The 15,311-nt window shown below is 45.3% G+C and carries 12 protein-coding genes; 3 read left to right on the top strand and 9 right to left on the bottom strand.

The features are described 5' to 3' along the window. Positions 1-88 precede the first annotated feature (88 nt). The gene (locus F6X55_RS20120) at positions 89-2,470 is read right to left on the bottom strand and encodes a DUF5689 domain-containing protein (protein ID WP_202616149.1); all 2,382 of its coding nucleotides are present in this window, start codon (positions 2,468-2,470) and stop codon (positions 89-91) included. Between the two features lie 161 nt (positions 2,471-2,631). Continuing rightward, complete coding sequence (locus F6X55_RS17040; RefSeq protein WP_153464900.1) at positions 2,632-3,543, bottom strand: AEC family transporter; 912 nt, start codon at positions 3,541-3,543, stop codon at positions 2,632-2,634. A 262-nt stretch (positions 3,544-3,805) separates the two neighbouring features. Here F6X55_RS17040 and F6X55_RS17035 point away from each other — a divergent pair, with 262 nt between their 5' ends. From F6X55_RS17035 to F6X55_RS17025, 3 genes are all read left to right on the top strand, one after another. Then, positions 3,806-4,651, top strand: coding sequence for an alpha/beta fold hydrolase (locus F6X55_RS17035; RefSeq protein WP_153464898.1), 846 nt, complete (start codon positions 3,806-3,808; stop codon positions 4,649-4,651). 331 nt (positions 4,652-4,982) lie between these two features. Beyond that, a complete protein-coding gene (locus tag F6X55_RS17030; RefSeq protein WP_026571520.1) occupies positions 4,983-5,306 on the top strand; it encodes an ArsR/SmtB family transcription factor in 324 nt (107 codons plus the stop codon). Between the two features lie 15 nt (positions 5,307-5,321). Continuing rightward, positions 5,322-6,275, top strand: a complete 954-nt coding sequence (locus tag F6X55_RS17025; protein ID WP_026770962.1) for a cation diffusion facilitator family transporter — start codon at positions 5,322-5,324, stop codon at positions 6,273-6,275. Between the two features lie 103 nt (positions 6,276-6,378). On the opposite strand, the gene F6X55_RS17020 is transcribed toward F6X55_RS17025, so the two are convergent. From F6X55_RS17020 to F6X55_RS16995, 7 genes are all read right to left on the bottom strand, one after another. Then, on the bottom strand, positions 6,379-9,387 hold the full coding sequence (locus F6X55_RS17020; protein ID WP_237648708.1) for a YhgE/Pip domain-containing protein: 3,009 nt from the start codon (positions 9,385-9,387) through the stop codon (positions 6,379-6,381). A 2-nt stretch (positions 9,388-9,389) separates the two neighbouring features. Further along, positions 9,390-9,908: an RrF2 family transcriptional regulator gene (locus F6X55_RS17015; RefSeq protein WP_161993108.1), complete on the bottom strand. Its 519-nt coding sequence runs from the start codon at positions 9,906-9,908 to the stop codon at positions 9,390-9,392. 410 nt (positions 9,909-10,318) lie between these two features. After that, positions 10,319-12,499, bottom strand: coding sequence for an FUSC family protein (locus tag F6X55_RS17010; RefSeq protein WP_153464892.1), 2,181 nt, complete (start codon positions 12,497-12,499; stop codon positions 10,319-10,321). Between the two features lie 236 nt (positions 12,500-12,735). Further along, a complete protein-coding gene (locus tag F6X55_RS17005) occupies positions 12,736-13,782 on the bottom strand; it encodes a DUF1648 domain-containing protein (RefSeq protein WP_371069668.1) in 1,047 nt (348 codons plus the stop codon). Then, complete coding sequence (locus tag F6X55_RS20440) at positions 13,715-13,855, bottom strand: SWIM zinc finger family protein (RefSeq protein ID WP_371069667.1); 141 nt, start codon at positions 13,853-13,855, stop codon at positions 13,715-13,717. Before F6X55_RS20440 ends, F6X55_RS17005 begins: the two co-directional genes overlap by 68 nt. Continuing rightward, the gene (locus F6X55_RS17000) at positions 13,845-14,240 is read right to left on the bottom strand and encodes a GntR family transcriptional regulator (RefSeq protein WP_026770966.1); all 396 of its coding nucleotides are present in this window, start codon (positions 14,238-14,240) and stop codon (positions 13,845-13,847) included. Before F6X55_RS17000 ends, F6X55_RS20440 begins: the two co-directional genes overlap by 11 nt. Positions 14,241-14,507: 267 nt before the next feature. Then, entirely contained in the window at positions 14,508-15,305 is a 798-nt protein-coding gene (locus F6X55_RS16995) for an ABC transporter ATP-binding protein (RefSeq protein ID WP_035427271.1), read from the bottom strand. Positions 15,306-15,311 lie beyond the last annotated feature (6 nt).

Raw genomic sequence — 15,311 nt, 5'->3', positions numbered from 1 at the left:
AGCAAAAAACCGAACGAGTTCGAATTAGGACTTCGAAACATCGCTCGGTTTTCGCTTTGGTGATTATTCCGGCCAGTTACCCTGCTAATTAGCGAATAGCCTTGATCATAGATATCAGCTCTGTCTTTAAGTCAGCACTGATGTGTTTGTCGGGCTGGTGGTCGATGAATTTTATCATTTTATCGTAATACTTACTGTTTCTTTCGGCGATCTTCAGCTTGACGAGCAATGCTATTTTGATTCCCCCAGGTCTGATATCACTATCGATGATCAGCTGCCTCAATGAACCGTTATCTACGGCAGAGAAATCATCGATACCTCGCGGCTTCAACTGGTAAGTACCATTAAAAACGCTGGCAAGGCCGGTGACGGAAATAACGTCTCCGTTTTGATAGGGAAACGCGTCGTAGTCCGTTCCAGTCCGGTTATCCAGACGGACAACGACCGAATCGCCGGCCGAATTGACCGCTGTAAACTCTGTAGTGCCATAATTGTCGGCTTTCCTGAGGTCGGTAATTTCGACTGCCTCCAAACCGACCAGGCTGCCCTGATGGTCGGACAGTTCTGCCGGTCCAACTATAACCGGGCTGGGAACCTCGACAGAGCCAACCACTTCAAACGCCTGGATGTTCATAAGCTCTTCTTCTCCATTGTATGTCTCGGTTGTACCAGTCAATTGGACAATATCCCCGGGGTTCACGTCTTGCTCGTTTTGATACACATATATTCCTGCTGTTTCATCCTGTATATAAAAGCCTTTTGCTCCCCATAACCCTGATGCAGACGTTACAGTTCCCTGTATGGTTGCAAGTTCACCGTCTCCCAGGTCGCGGACCTGATCGATCGGCGCTGCTTCAGGCAAATCGGGCGTCTCTTCTTCCGGAAGGTCTTCCGGTACGGCATCAGGGTCGATTGTCACGGATTCCGTCAACAAGTTGGCAGAACCTTGTTTGACTCGCAAATTCGCCTCTCCGTCCACACCAGATTTAATACGGACATACAAAGTCTTAGAAGCGTGCCCTTGTTGATCAGCATTCAAGGCAAAGTACTCAGAATATCCATAATTGCTTGACCAATTTTCGCCATCTAAGCTGAACTGGGCGACTTGCTGCCCGCCATCCAAGTAAATTCCTACACGAAAGTCAGATTCCGTTCCATTTGCTCCAAGTTTGTCACCGGAAAAACGAATTTGGAATTCCTGCATGTCACCCGGCAAGACATCCTGATATTGCAATTGATACTCTGGATTGGACGCTTCTTCCTCCGACCCGTAAGAACCGGGCTGGAAAGTCGTACGATCATACCATTCATAACCCGAAGGCGGGTTAGACCATGGCTCCGATTCCGGTTCTGTGCTATTTTCCGGGATTTCGAAATCATGGAGATCCGTAGACTCATCCAACGGGATACCTTGCCCAGTGAAATCAGCATAATCTTCTTGTTCCGCCAGCCAATTGATCAAGTTGGTAAGAAGGACTCCGTCATCTGCCTCTTCAAACCCATCATAGGTCGTTTTTGTACTGCCAGTATCCTCTCTTAGATAGGCAGGACTACTGTCTTCCACAGGGGAGGAATCACCAATAAACGCTGCCTTCCCTTGGCCGACTTTTGAAATGGCTACAAAAGCTCCTTCATCTCGTCCGCCTCCATTGTAAACACCCTGGTCGACTGCCGGCCCCCACGAAGAAACGCCCTCTGGCACATAAACAAGACCTTTGGCTATCGATGGATCGGTCACAGCAATGGTAGCCCCTGCGTGGAAAGCCACTCCGTCGACTCCTTGTGTGACCCCAAAGCTATCATCAGGTGCTACAATATCCTCTGCTACTCCATCACCGATGGCATTGAAACGAAACCGGACACCAAAATGGTCGGCAAGCCAATCTGAATTAGACACATCCTGCATCGCTTCAGATTCGATTTCATCCTCTTCGAATCCTTTTGTGGGATCATCGAAGGCACCACGGCGATATCCATTGAAAATTTCCCCTGAATCCCAACGGTTCAAGTTTCGGTCGGCATTATAGTGGTCAGCGATATAGAAAACACTGCCGCCGTTCTCGACAAATTGCAATATCGCATCTTGTTCTGCATCTTTGTAAGGAATGTTGGCTTCTGGTATGACAAACACTTGGAAGTCTGCCAAATCCTCGTAAGTAATCGGAGTCCTTTGTCTAAGTTCTTCCACATAATAGCCTTCGCCGGCTATCGCCTCGCCAAAATCAGAAAATGCACCATTGATGACCCAGTCGGCAGCGCCTGCGGTCTGGCCGTGCGTATTGTCGAACAAAACCTTCGTGTCATTGTTCTCGTTTTCCACTGTCGGTTCGATTACCGGAGCAGGCGCATCCACAGAAGTAATCGGTAAACCGTCCGCCTGCGCTGTCTCTGGAGAATACCCTTGCAAACAACTGAATAAAGCAAGTACAGCCAAACCACTTAGAAGCTTCCTAATGAAAAATTTCCCCACAGTTTCCTCTCCCTTATCCGTTATAGTCTTGCTCCTTCTACTATACAAGCTATTTATTAAGCCAGGGTTAAGGATGAATGAAAAATCAGAAAACACATCGTTTTGCCTATCCTTTTTTTGTCGAAAAAACAAAGAAAACTAATCCGTTTGCACTACTTTGTTTAAAGAACCAAATTTGCGATTAGCCAAAGCAGGACAAAACTGATGATGATGGTGATATTTGCGATGGTGCCGACAAGTTTCGTATCATAACGGAATTCTACAGAATAAGCCAACGACGTTGCGGCAGTCGGCAAAATAAGCGCGATCAACAACGTGTATTTGAATAAATCATCAAATGGCAGCAGCCAAAACAGGCAGGAACCGACGGCAATTCCGGTTGCATATCGAAAAATCAAGAATTTCGAAATGATTTTTAAATTGCTTTTGTCGAATTGCAAATTTAAGTAGATGCCTAAAATAAGCAGCGACAAGGGCATGTTTGCCTGGGATATTGTTCCCGCAACACCAAGCGCAAAATCCGGAAGCTTTAGTCCCAGCAAATTGATGGTGCAAACAAGGATATACGTCATCAAAGGGATGGATTTAAAGATTTTTGTCGTCACCGCTTTGAAATCCGGTTTTACATCGCCGCTGGCAAAATAGGTCGCCACAATGTAATTCAGACCAAAAATGACAAAGGCATTGCCAGCATCGAACATACCGAAATATTTCAACCCTTCACTCCCCCAAATGCCTTCTACTAGTGGAAAAGCAAACAGACCTATGTTGAAACCTGGAAGGGTCATCAACAACATCCCTTTGTTGAATGAACTCTCGTTCCGAAACACAAAAGAACCCAGGAAGGTCATGAAACACCCATATACAAAAGCGATGATCACCAATAAAAACAGGGAAGGATCGATGACGATCTCACTGAAACTTACAATGAGCAAGCAAGGGAGGGTGACGTTTAAAACCAGTCTGGTCAACCCTTCTCCTTCTCGTTCCCGGATTATATCGAACCTTTTTAAAATGTAACCTAAAATGATGATGGAAATAGAATATAGAAATTGCTGATTGAAACTGTCCATGTAGATGTCTCCTCTGATGATCGGCATTCAATTTTTGGCATATGTATTCAACTATATAACCAGCAAAAGAAGGTTTGCAACCATTTAAAACCCATCCTGCCTTAAGAGAAGAAACCGCCCGTTACATTTTCCTCTTGTTTAATATCATTTCATCTCTCTTGCCAAAAAACGGCATAAACTTTCAAAATTTGAGCAGATGGAATCAATCAATCCATTTCTGTTTATAGTAGAATAAAGGTAACATGCAACAGGAGGAACAACAGTGACCGAAAAACTAAAACAATTCCGCTATGTCTTTTTTTTCGTTGTCGTCGCTTCGTTGATCGTTATCGGTTCATCCACCTATATTTTTTCTAAACCGACTCGTTCCCAGGACAACGCTGAAATCGTCCCCACCGTATTTGTCCATGGTTTTAAAGGAACCTACCGCTCGTTCGATACATTACTCGATAGGTTGGAGACAGGTATTCCCGATGCCAGGCGCCTCACCTTCCATATCAATAAACAGGGTGATCTCACCATTAAAGGAAGATACTTCAGTCAGAAACATCCTTTTATCCAAGTTGTTTTTGAAAACAATCAGGCAAGCATCACCGACCAGACAATGTGGCTGCGGAAGGTGATGACGACGCTGCATGAAAACTATGGTTTCGAAAAGGCCAACCTGGTCGGACATTCCATGGGAGGTTTAGCTGCTGCCAATTTTTTATTAACCAGCAGCGAAGACATTTATCCATCCGTCGATAAACTGATTGTGATCGGCAGTCCTTTCAAGGGAATCAGCGCTGAAAGATATTACAAGCCCGGGAGCAGTGCCGCTGCAGTAGATCTGAGAGTAGATTCACCGGCATTGTTATCGATGGCCGACCACAAAGCTGCCTTCCCTGCTGACACCAAAGTGCTTGCAGTCGCTGGAGCTTTGCAACGCAGTGACAACCCAGGGGACGGGCTTGTCGCAGTTAGCAGCGCCCTTGGCATAAAAGATATCGTTCCTGCAACACATTACAGCCAGGAAGTTTTTTACGATACAGAAGCAACTCACTCCGGCCTCCACGAGCATCGTGGAGTGGATAAAGCAATTACAGCATTTCTTTGGCCTAATCTATAAGCGATCATGACCAGAGCGGAAGCATTCGATGGATGTTGCCGCTCTTTCTATTTCAAGCACTTTGACTGTTCAATTGTATCGTGCTGTAAGAAAAGGATAAACTATCGCTGATAATATAACCCGATTTTCTATAGAAAAAGAAGGATCTGGACCTTGCAGTTTCGCATCCTCTATATAGAGAAGACCGAAACCATAAAAACACAACCTATGAGGAAGAAAATTTTTGAATTGATTTTGACATAGTTTCCAATAAGATATAAAATATGAACATATGCTAATATAAGCACATAAGTAGTGTGCGTACATATATTGAAATGAGGAGGTCATCCAAGTGGAAGAATCAAGTGAAGAAGTGTTCACAGACAACGACAATCTTGATGAAGAAACTCTGTTCATTGTCTCTCAAACGTTCAAAGCACTGGGAGATCCAACACGGATCCGGATTCTTCATCTACTGTTCAACAAAGAATACGCTGTCAACGAAATCGCCGAGAAATTACAATTGAAACAGTCTACCGTTTCCCACCAGCTGCGTTTTTTGAAAAATCTACGGCTCGTCAAATATCGAAGAGCGGGAACCACCTTGTTTTATTCCCACGATGACCAGCATGTAATCGGCATTTTGAAACAAACAATCGAACACGCCTTGCATTAAGAAGGAGGAAAAACAATGGGACATAGTCACAGTCATGGGCATGATCACACGCATGGTGCAAATAAAAAAGCACTGCTAATCAGTTTTTTCATCACTTCAGTATATATGGTGCTGGAAGCAATCGGCGGCTTTTTAACAAACAGCCTTGCCTTGTTATCAGATGCCGGCCATATGCTAAGTGACTCTGTATCGCTGGGCGTTGGGGTGCTCGCTTTCGTTCTTGGTGAAAAAGTAGCCAATTACAGCAAAACATATGGATATAAACGGTTTGAAATTCTCGCAGCCCTGTTCAATGGGGTCACCCTGTCGCTAATTGCGATCTATATCTTTTATGAAGCATACCAGCGTTTCCAAGACCCGCCGGAAGTAGCTTCTACAGGGATGCTGGTGATCGGTGCAATAGGACTGGTTGTCAACATTGTTGTTGCCTGGATTTTAATGAGAGGCGATACAGAAGAAAATCTGAATTTACGTGCAGCTTTTCTCCATGTAATAGGTGACTTGCTCGGTTCGGTAGGAGCGATTATAGCCGCGCTTCTTATTCTGTTCTTCAATTGGGGATGGGCAGACCCGCTGGCCAGTGTGATAGTCGCTGTCCTTGTATTGATAAGCGGCATCCGGGTTACCAAAGATGCTTGCCATATCTTGATGGAAGGCACGCCAAAGAATGTGGAACTTAGCGATATTATTGACGCCATTGAAAACATCCCTGGCATCCACAGCATTCATGACCTCCACGTTTGGAGCATCACCAGCGGACAAAATGCGATGTCCTGCCATGCTGTCGTCAGTGATAATATATCGATCCACGATAGCCAGAAACTGCTCCGTACGATTGAAGACCAATTACAGCATAAGGGAATAGGCCATGTCACTGTACAAATGGAAAACGAAGAACATCCCCATGACGATTCGCTAATGTGTAAAGACGGCACACATTCTCATGAGGACCATCATGAGAAGAACTAAAATAAATGACCTGTAACTAATCTCGACGTTTGGCTATTGACTTGACGATAGTAAAAAAGCGTCCGGACTGATTCCAGCCCGGGCGCTTTTTTTGTTTTCTTTTTTATTGAGTCACTGCTTCTGTATTTGCGTCACTGCGATACTTCTTTGTTTTCAAGGTGAAGAATACGAGCAGTCCCAATTGGGAAACGATGAATATGCCAACCAGCACGATTATATCACTTGTAATCGATCCGCCTAATGAAATGGCATGGCGATATGCATCGATTGAATACGTCATCGGCAAATACGGATGGATGGCTTGGAAAAATCCATTGGATAGCTGGATAGGGAACGTGCCAGCCGAACCACCCAATTGCAGTGTCAGCAAGATCAACATTAGGAATCTGCCGACATTGCCAAATGCCAGGGAGAAAAATCCAATCAGTGCCATAAAGGCAAACGATACAACAATCGAAATCAGGAACAGTTCAGTGACGCTGTGAGGCTCCAAGCCCAGTCCCCAAACCATGATTGCTGTCATGATGCCAGCCTGCAGAATGGAAACAAGCAAGACGATCGAGTACTTGCTAATCCACCAGGCAAAACCGGATGTAGGCGTTGTATGCGGCTTGAATATCGGGAATAACAAGCAGAATATTACCGCTCCTACAAATAAAGCGACCGACATCATGTACGGTGCCAGGCCATATCCGTAATTCGGAACGCTAGCCACTTCATCGTTCAACAATTTGGTTGGAGAGGAGAACATTTCCGCATTGCCATCACCAGTATTGGTGTCCTCTATTTCGTCCGCACCTTCACGCAATTTGTCGGCTAGTTCATCGGCTCCGCCGGCCAGTTCGAAACTGCCATCTTCCAGTTTATTGGCACCGGATTCCAATTCTTTTGATCCGTTAGCTAAATCAGACAGTCCGCCATTCAATGACTGTAATCCCGTACGCAATTGTGGAAGCCCCTCGGCAAGGCTGTTCGCACCATCCCTCAATTCCGGTCCGTTACTTGCCAAAGTCTGTGATCCTGCCCGCAACTCATCACCTTTCGAGTCCAGCTGCTCGGACCCATTCGACAACTCTCCACCCTGCTCAGCGAGCTGCTCCGATCCTTCCGTCAAGTTACCCGATTGACGATCAAGCTCTTCGGCACCGGAGGCAAGTTCCTCTCCATTGTCATCCAGCCGTTGGGCACCATCCTCCAAATCATCTGATTGGGAATTTAAATCACTGGCGCCAGATGCCAAGGAATCGGCACCTTCTTTTAGCTGATTGACACCTGCCGTATAGCTTTCTATACCGCTGTTTAACTGTTCAGCACCAGCTTGCAATTCCGCAGAACCTGATGCAAGCTTTCCACTGTTTTCTGCTAGTTCTTTCAATCCATCATTCAAGGCTGCGCTGCCCTTTTCAGCGTTTTGGAGTCCGTTATTCAGACGTGTGACGCCTCCCTGCAGTGTATCACTGTCAGCATCGCCGACAACTGCCTCCTCCAGCTCCTTGTAACCAGCTGTGAGTTGTTTGACCCCTTCGACAGCACTCGGTTCCGTCTCGTTACCTTCCAGTCCGACGATCATCGTACCGATTGCTTCGGACAACTCATCCATCTTTGCGCTCATGACATCAAACTGTTTGTTTATACCATCCACGATTGGCTGCATCGATTGTCCAGCCTGTTTATTTTGAATCTCCTCTATTAAAGTCTGTTTTTCGGTTTCATCAAGATATTCATTGTTTTCAACCGTTTCAATAATTTCTGCGTCATGCTTTGCTTTTAATTCATTTATCTGCTCAGCCAAATCATCGCCGGACTGGCTGCTTCCAACCGCATCCACCTGACTTTGCAATTCCTTTAAGCCAGAAGTGATATCATTCAACCCTTGAATCAATTCATCACTTTCTGCGGAGGCTCCCTGCAGTTTCCCGGCAAGTTGATCGACCTGTTTTTGTAATTCCGCACTTCCGGTAGCAAGTTCGTTTAACCCTTCACTCAATTCTCCGCTTTTTCCTGCGGCTGATTGAAGGCCCTCGTTCAATTGACTGACACCCGGACTCAATTCCTCTATACCATCGGCCAATTTCTCACTGCCATTGATCAGTTCTGAGCTGCGGGATGCCAGGTCGTTTGCCCCCTGCGCTTGTTGTTCAAGTCCATTATCCAGTTGTCCGACGCCGGACGTATATTGCTGCAATCCTTGATTCAATGTATCAACGCCCGAGGTATATTGTTGCAGCCCATTGTTGAGCGTCCCTACCCCAGACGTGTAATCATTCAGTCCGTTATCAAGCTTGCCGACACCGGCCAAATATTGGTGAACTCCTTGGTTCAGATCGGACACTCCGTTTGTATAATCACCGATCCCGCCATTTAATGATCGAACACCGGCTGTGTACTCTTCCACACCGCTGGCAAGTTCACTCGCTCCTTCTGCGGCATTGCCGACATTGACCGCTATTTCTCCGGCTCCGTCCTCTGCCGAGTCCAAGCCATTTTCAAACGTCACGATGCTGTCGGACAGCTTATTCAGGTTATCACCGAGTTCTTGGCTTCCGTCCTTCATTTCGTTGGCTCCGTCCGCTCCCTCGGCCATGCCGTCCCCAATATCATTCAACTTTTCAAACATGGCATCCGCATATTCCTTGGTTACGGACTCGGCGATTTGTTTGTTGATGTCCTCTGCTGCAGAAGCACTGATTTTTTCAGCAATAAAATTTTGCCCGCTATTTGTGTAGTATTCCAAATTCATCTCGCGCGGTTCATCGTCCAACACGGTAGACGCATGTTGCGAAAAATCTTGCGGTATGACCAGCACCATGTAGTAATCGCCGCTTTCCAGACCATCCATCGCTGTCTGACGGTCGGTGAAATACCAATCCAGACTGCCGTCATCCTTCAGCCGGTCAACCAGTTCTTCGCCCAGCTTCAGTTTTTCCCCTTCAAAATCCGCTGCTACGTCTTCATTCGCCACAGCAACCGGCAGATCTTCGATACTTCCATAGGGATCCCACATCGCATCCAAAAAGACACCGGCATATAAAATCGGAATCATCAGTAATCCGAATACAACAATCAAAAGTTTTTTACTATGGAACAGATTCTTCCATTCCGCCTTCAACATGTTCACTGCTCATTCCTCCAGTTGACGGATTGCAAGGCAAGAATGTCTTGTTTTCCCATTTCTTTATTCCAATCGACCAAACGAAAATCGCTTGTACCGATGGTTTGTTCTAATACTGCTTCCAACGTGACTGTCTGCAATGTTTCCCGATAGCTCATCTGAGCCTCCAGAAATACATCAGTGAACAGCTCTTCCCCTTTGACAGCCAGTTCCGTCTCCGGGAATACACTTTGAATCAGACCATCTACTTGAAGGAACGGATCGGTTCCTTCAATTGCATCCAATATATCCAGCATCGTTATGTCGTTTGCCGGCCTGGCCAACGAAAAACCGCCTTGGTTGCCGGAAACCGAAGTAATTAATTGATTGACTACCAGCTTCCGCATTACTTTTTTCAAGTAGGATGGAGACACCTTCAGCCGGGCGCTGATAATGTCACTTTTCACCGGCTGCTCTTCGCTTTGGGTTGCCAAAATAACCAGGATGCTCACCGCCTGCTCCACACCACTTTTAATTCTCAATGAACACACTTCTTTCTTTGTAGTTTTTTATTATCCATAATGGATAATAAATGTCTACGAAACATAATACTCCTGTTGTCGTTAAAAAACAAGCCTTCAGCTTCAAAAGATTCCGGCATCCGAAATCGTATTGCGATTATTCATCCACTCCTGTGATTCATCTCAATCTTCATCAGTTCGAAGAGGATTTTCACGCTTCATTTCTACTTGCCTGCACTTGTACCATGGGACACCTGTTTACTAAAATCCAACGCCTGCATCATCCTCATCGTTTGGACTTCCGACAAGCTTAAGACCTCCACGGTGTAGGCGCTGGAGCTGGACTTGGCTATTTCAGCCAATAATTATCCACAGACCATTAAATTTCCAATACAACAAAAAAACAGAGACCCTCTGGCAAGGTCCCTGTCTCACTTTCCCTTTTCTTCTGCGCCCATTTCTGTGCTCAATAGAACAATTGATTGATTAATCCGCCAAATATAATAAAGGTGGTGGATAATATCACCTTGCCCCTGCTTTCTGCTTGGCGCCAGACGTTCAATACGTGACCGTTCTGTATCAAGAGCGTAAACTTCGGCATGGGTGTCATCACCCTTGATCAATTGTTTCAACGTATGGATATTATGATTCAATTTCCATTCAATCTTTTGAAAATCCTCCTCCAGTTCCTGAGGATAGTGAAAATTTTTCTGATACGAGGAAGCAATCAAATGCTTCGCATAATAATTGACTGCGGTAAAAATCGTAACCCAGCGTAACAGGTTGGCATTGTTGAAGGCACCGGGCCGCTGCAGCAGGGACTGTGCTTCATCCCGTACCGCCTGTAACTTCTGATCCAAATTAAAGGCACTATCGGTAAAACTTTTGACATCGACCTCCTGGCGGAACCTTTTTACATAATCCGTCACAAACGGGCGCAGTTCCTCCAGATATTCCTCAAACGATTCAGCAACCTTGTCCTTTGTTTTCTTAGGAAAAATTACGGCAGATACAACAAGGGCAATCAACGCACCGGCGACTGTGTCAATCACTCTGGCACCCATTAGTTGCAGACTGATACCGCCTAGCAACACATCGTATAGGAATGCAATCAACATGGTGATGAACAAGCTCATGAGAGTATAGGAAACGGAAAACAGGTAAAACGCCAAAAATACCACGAGAAACAACAACGTCACTTCCAGGACAGCGTGACCAGAAACAAGTTTTGCCAGAAAAAAACCGATTACAGCACCGATAACCGTTCCGAGTGAACGTTGAAATCCTTTGATGTAAGTCCTTCCGACAGAGGCTGTACCAAGCTGGACAATGAATGCGGTAAGGAGCACCCAGTATGGTTGGACAGGAGATATCAAATAACCTGTGATAATAGCCAGTGTCCCTGTTACCAACGATTGAACAGCTTTCCTTGTGGAAGGTTCCATTCCTTCTGTTTTTTCTTGATCGGCATTTTCTGCTGATTTGTCATCCTCGGGATCTTCCTTGTCTATGCCGTATCGTTTTTTCTGTTGCAAAGATAACTGGATTGCGGCTGCCCCTTCGATCACATGATTGGCGATTGATTCGATTCGTCTGATTAAGTATATCCATCCAGACGGTCTCGACTCTGTATCCAGCAATTCTGCCAGCATTAAGCGGAGTGCCTGTAACGACCGCTCCGCCTCTTGCAGATTTTTCTCTTCATAATCCTGCGCCAGCACTTCAGCGTCCCGAAGCGCTGCAACAATCCAGACGATCAATTGGCGGATCTCGACTGCTTCCAACGCATCCGCTCGCTTGAGACGCTGAATCGAATCGGAAAGCGTTTCGGTCAGCATTGCCGTGTCAAATACATACAACCTCAGCTGTGATGCTTTCAATCCGGGCCATACATCCTCGACATCCTGTGCATTTAAATCTTCAGAAACGTTCCGGGCATACTCACTCAGTTTCGCCACATTTTTTTCCAGACTTTTCATCCGCTTTTCACTGGCTTGATCGTCCTCAATGATGCGGATCAAGATATTGAAAGTCAGATTGGCCTGGATGTGAAAGGACCGCATACTTCTCTTTAATACTTGAGCTGAATCCTTAAAAATAACAAAGTTATAAAGATAGGCATACATGACGCCAATCGCGATACTTAAATAAAACCAAGGAAATTGTGCAGGCGATAACTTTAAAAAGGAAGAAAAGTAGACTGTCATAAAACCGACCATGCCCAACGAAAAATAACGACTGCCGTGCTTGGAGAAGTAAAATGCACTGAAAATGATCGCAATCATCAAGGTTCCTACAAAATAAGCATTGTTGGCCAGCAGGCTGCCAAGCGATATTCCGAAAACCGCTGATATTGCCAACAGGAGCGTTGTCACCTTTTTTTGTTGTTTTGTATCATCCATCACCGTCATAATTCCAAGCATACCCAAAATGCCGGCAACAAGGGCGGGAGTGAACAGTCCATTTCCGCTGGCATGCAGGATAAACAGCATCGTGAACACTGAAGAAATCAGGCTAATTGTCGCTTTTCCAGCCTGCTGGAACCTTTTTCTTCCGGGATCCGAAGCCAGCAGTCTGCCAAGCCAATGGTGTTTTATATGTAGTTGCTTCATGGAAACAATCCGTCCTTTTTTCTACTGATTTCATTTTATCCGTCAATCTTTGATACCTTTTCTATTCCCTTATGTTAAGTTGCCTACCCGTTCATTTCAACTTTTTACTCTGACCGCCTCACTGTTCGGAATCGTAAAATCGGGGGATTTTAGGGGAAGGAGCTGAGCGAATGTACCAATATGAAAAAATCATTAAAGCCGAACGAATCAGAATCGTTCGGCTTTAATTTGATTATTCAAACGCCCAGAAGCCAAGGGATTGCGACCGCCAGCAGGATGATCACGATCAACACTGTCCAAGCAAGCGGCCGTGCAAAGTTGATCGTCCAGCCCACCCCGAATCGTTTTTCAAGAAATAAAGCGGGGTCTTCCGGATTGAAGTAAAATTGACCAAGTTTCCAATGCCTATCATCATCCCGATCAATGGCATCGCCCTGCTTGTCTGTGCCCGTCTTGATTCTGCTTCCCCCTTGCCCGGTATTAAAGGCAAGGAATATCGCTCCCGCTACCATCGCTCCGGACAAGAATATCGGGACAATCGTCAATAGCTGTGTGTTTACTGGAAAAATGAAGGAAATTTGCGTAAAAGCGAACAACAAGGTTAAAGCTGTGCCCGAAACAATAATATAGCCGGACCATCGCCTGCGAAAACGGATGTTTTGTTCCATCGATTTTTCGGGATTAGCTGCGTTAAGCTGCTGTTTCGCTTTGGAAATCATCGTGTTGATGAATAAAAATAAGCTGGTTAAATATACTTGCATGATAGGCATCATTAACATGGAACGATAGGATTTATCCGCCCAGTTCGTCACTTCTCCCGAAAAGTTATACTGCATTGGAATGCGTTCCGGGATTTGCTCATAAAAAGAAATCGTCAGCAGCAAGGTCAAGAAAGAGAGCAAATAAGGAATTGCGAACCACCAATTCGTTACTGTCAATTGCTTCTGCTGAAAGTGGAGATCGATCGTCACCTGCTGGGGTTTTTGCTCTGTCCACTTGCTTTCTGCCTTCAGTTTTTTCATTTTTCGATGGAAAACAAGATAGACCAAGAAAGAAACAACAGAATAGACCACAAGCCCGCAAGCAATGGCCAGGCTTATTTGTTCTTCCCCTTCTAGTGATTGGACGACGGTGAAACTTCCAATCATGACGAGGAAGCTAACTATCCCGGTTGAATAGACATACATCCGTCGCATTTTTTTCAATCGTGGATCGTTATAAATCTCTTCTGGGACATAAACACCAAAGCTTTCCGTTTTTCTTGTTAAATAAGGTGTAAACATGACGACAATAAAAACCGGAAGTAAACAGACAACAAAAATGCCGGCAATAACCAAAGCATCCATCAGTACTCATCCCCTTCATCTGTTAATTGTTTAAATAATTGACGACAAAAGGAAGTAAATTCTCCTTCTGTCATCCCCCTGCATGCGGATTCTGCGATCAGCGGCCGAAGTGATTGAGCAAGTTTTTCTTCGTACTCCCCATCTACAGATGGTATGCCTTCCGGATTGACCACCACGCCTTTTTGACGATGGATCAATATAAACCCTTCTTGCTTCAGCTGCTGATACGCCTTGTTCACGGTGTGCAAATTGATTCCTAAATCGGCTGCAAACCTGCGGACAGACGGAAGTCCATCCCCCGGCTTGAGATCCTTTCTGGCAATCTGAATCATGATTTGGTTTTTTAACTGTTCATAAATTGGTTCATTCGACTGTAAATCGATGTTAATCAACACAATTGCTTCACATCCTTTTATGTGCTAACTGTTATATTAATAGTATAACAGTTAGCACATAAAAAATCCATTGTCATTTATGATGTTTTCAAATTTAGCTGAAGCCTTGCCGGAACATCAATCAATAAATCAGTCTAAAAGAGGTTGAAAACACCTATTTAATGACATAAGGAAAAAACCGAACGGGTTCGGAAGCTGCAGACTTCGAACCCGTTCGGTTTTTCTTTCTGTCCCTTTTCCTCTATTCCAGCGAACCTTGTATTCCTCCTACAAAGTCGACTTTATCTTCAGCCACGGGCGTGATTCTCTCCATTCAACTTCTAAAGGAACTTGAAACGTCTCCATCAACCTGGAATCGGTCAATGTTTTTGCTTTTTCCCCTGCGGCCACCACTCTCCCTTGATTAATCAGCAATCCATGCGTGACGGCCGGAATCACTTCCTCCAGCTGGTGCGTGACATACAGCAGTGTCGGTCCACCCTTTTGAACGGCCATTTTCTGGACGGTGGTTAGCAGTTGTTCTTTCGCATAGATATCCAAGCCGTTGCACGGCTCATCCAGTATTAGTATTTTCGGCTCTGGCATTAAAGCCCGGGCAATAATGACCCGGCGTTTTTCCCCTTGAGAAAGTTTCACAAATGGATGCCCGGCAAAATCGGCCATTTGCATCTCATCAAGCAATTGTTCTGCTCGCAAGACATCCTGATTATCAACCTTCTCATAAATACCGATCGAAGCATGCTTTCCGCTCAGTACCACTTCCAATGCTGTATCGTCCGCTCTATTAAGGAATTGTTCATCGACCGCGGAACTTACCCAACCAATGGATTTGCGAAGTTCAGGCAAATTCGTCCTGCCAAATCGATTTCCCAGAACATCAACAGTTCCTTGGGCAGGCCACTCGTAACCTGTCACGATTTTCAATAGAGAAGTTTTTCCGGAGCCGTTCAAGCCCAGGATCACCCAATGTTCGCCCGAGCTTACCTGCCAATCGACCTCTTGTAAAATCTTTCTGCCGTCTCGCTGAAAGGTGATTTTTCGGGTTTTGATTATCTCTTTCTGCATCCTTCC

This window comes from Sediminibacillus terrae, assembly GCF_009602435.1.
Taxonomy (GTDB): Bacteria; Bacillota; Bacilli; order Bacillales; family Amphibacillaceae; genus Sediminibacillus; species Sediminibacillus terrae.
The sequence above is the reverse complement of the archived record's forward strand: the minus strand, read 5'-3'. Positions and strand labels throughout refer to the sequence as shown.

Bases quoted from the DNA above. Each gene is read 5' to 3' on its own strand.
- F6X55_RS17025 (WP_026770962.1), top strand. From the start codon at position 5,322: ATGGGACATAGTCACAGTCATGGGCATGATCACACGCATGGTGCAAAT.
- F6X55_RS17040 (WP_153464900.1), bottom strand. From the start codon at position 3,543: ATGGACAGTTTCAATCAGCAATTTCTATATTCTATTTCCATCATCATT.
- F6X55_RS17010 (WP_153464892.1), bottom strand. From the start codon at position 12,499: ATGAAGCAACTACATATAAAACACCATTGGCTTGGCAGACTGCTGGCT.
- F6X55_RS17020 (WP_237648708.1), bottom strand. From the start codon at position 9,387: ATGTTGAAGGCGGAATGGAAGAATCTGTTCCATAGTAAAAAACTTTTG.
- F6X55_RS20440 (WP_371069667.1), bottom strand. From the start codon at position 13,855: ATGAGTACTGATGGATGCTTTGGTTATTGCCGGCATTTTTGTTGTCTG.
- F6X55_RS17005 (WP_371069668.1), bottom strand. From the start codon at position 13,782: ATGTTTACACCTTATTTAACAAGAAAAACGGAAAGCTTTGGTGTTTAT.
- F6X55_RS16995 (WP_035427271.1), bottom strand. From the start codon at position 15,305: ATGCAGAAAGAGATAATCAAAACCCGAAAAATCACCTTTCAGCGAGAC.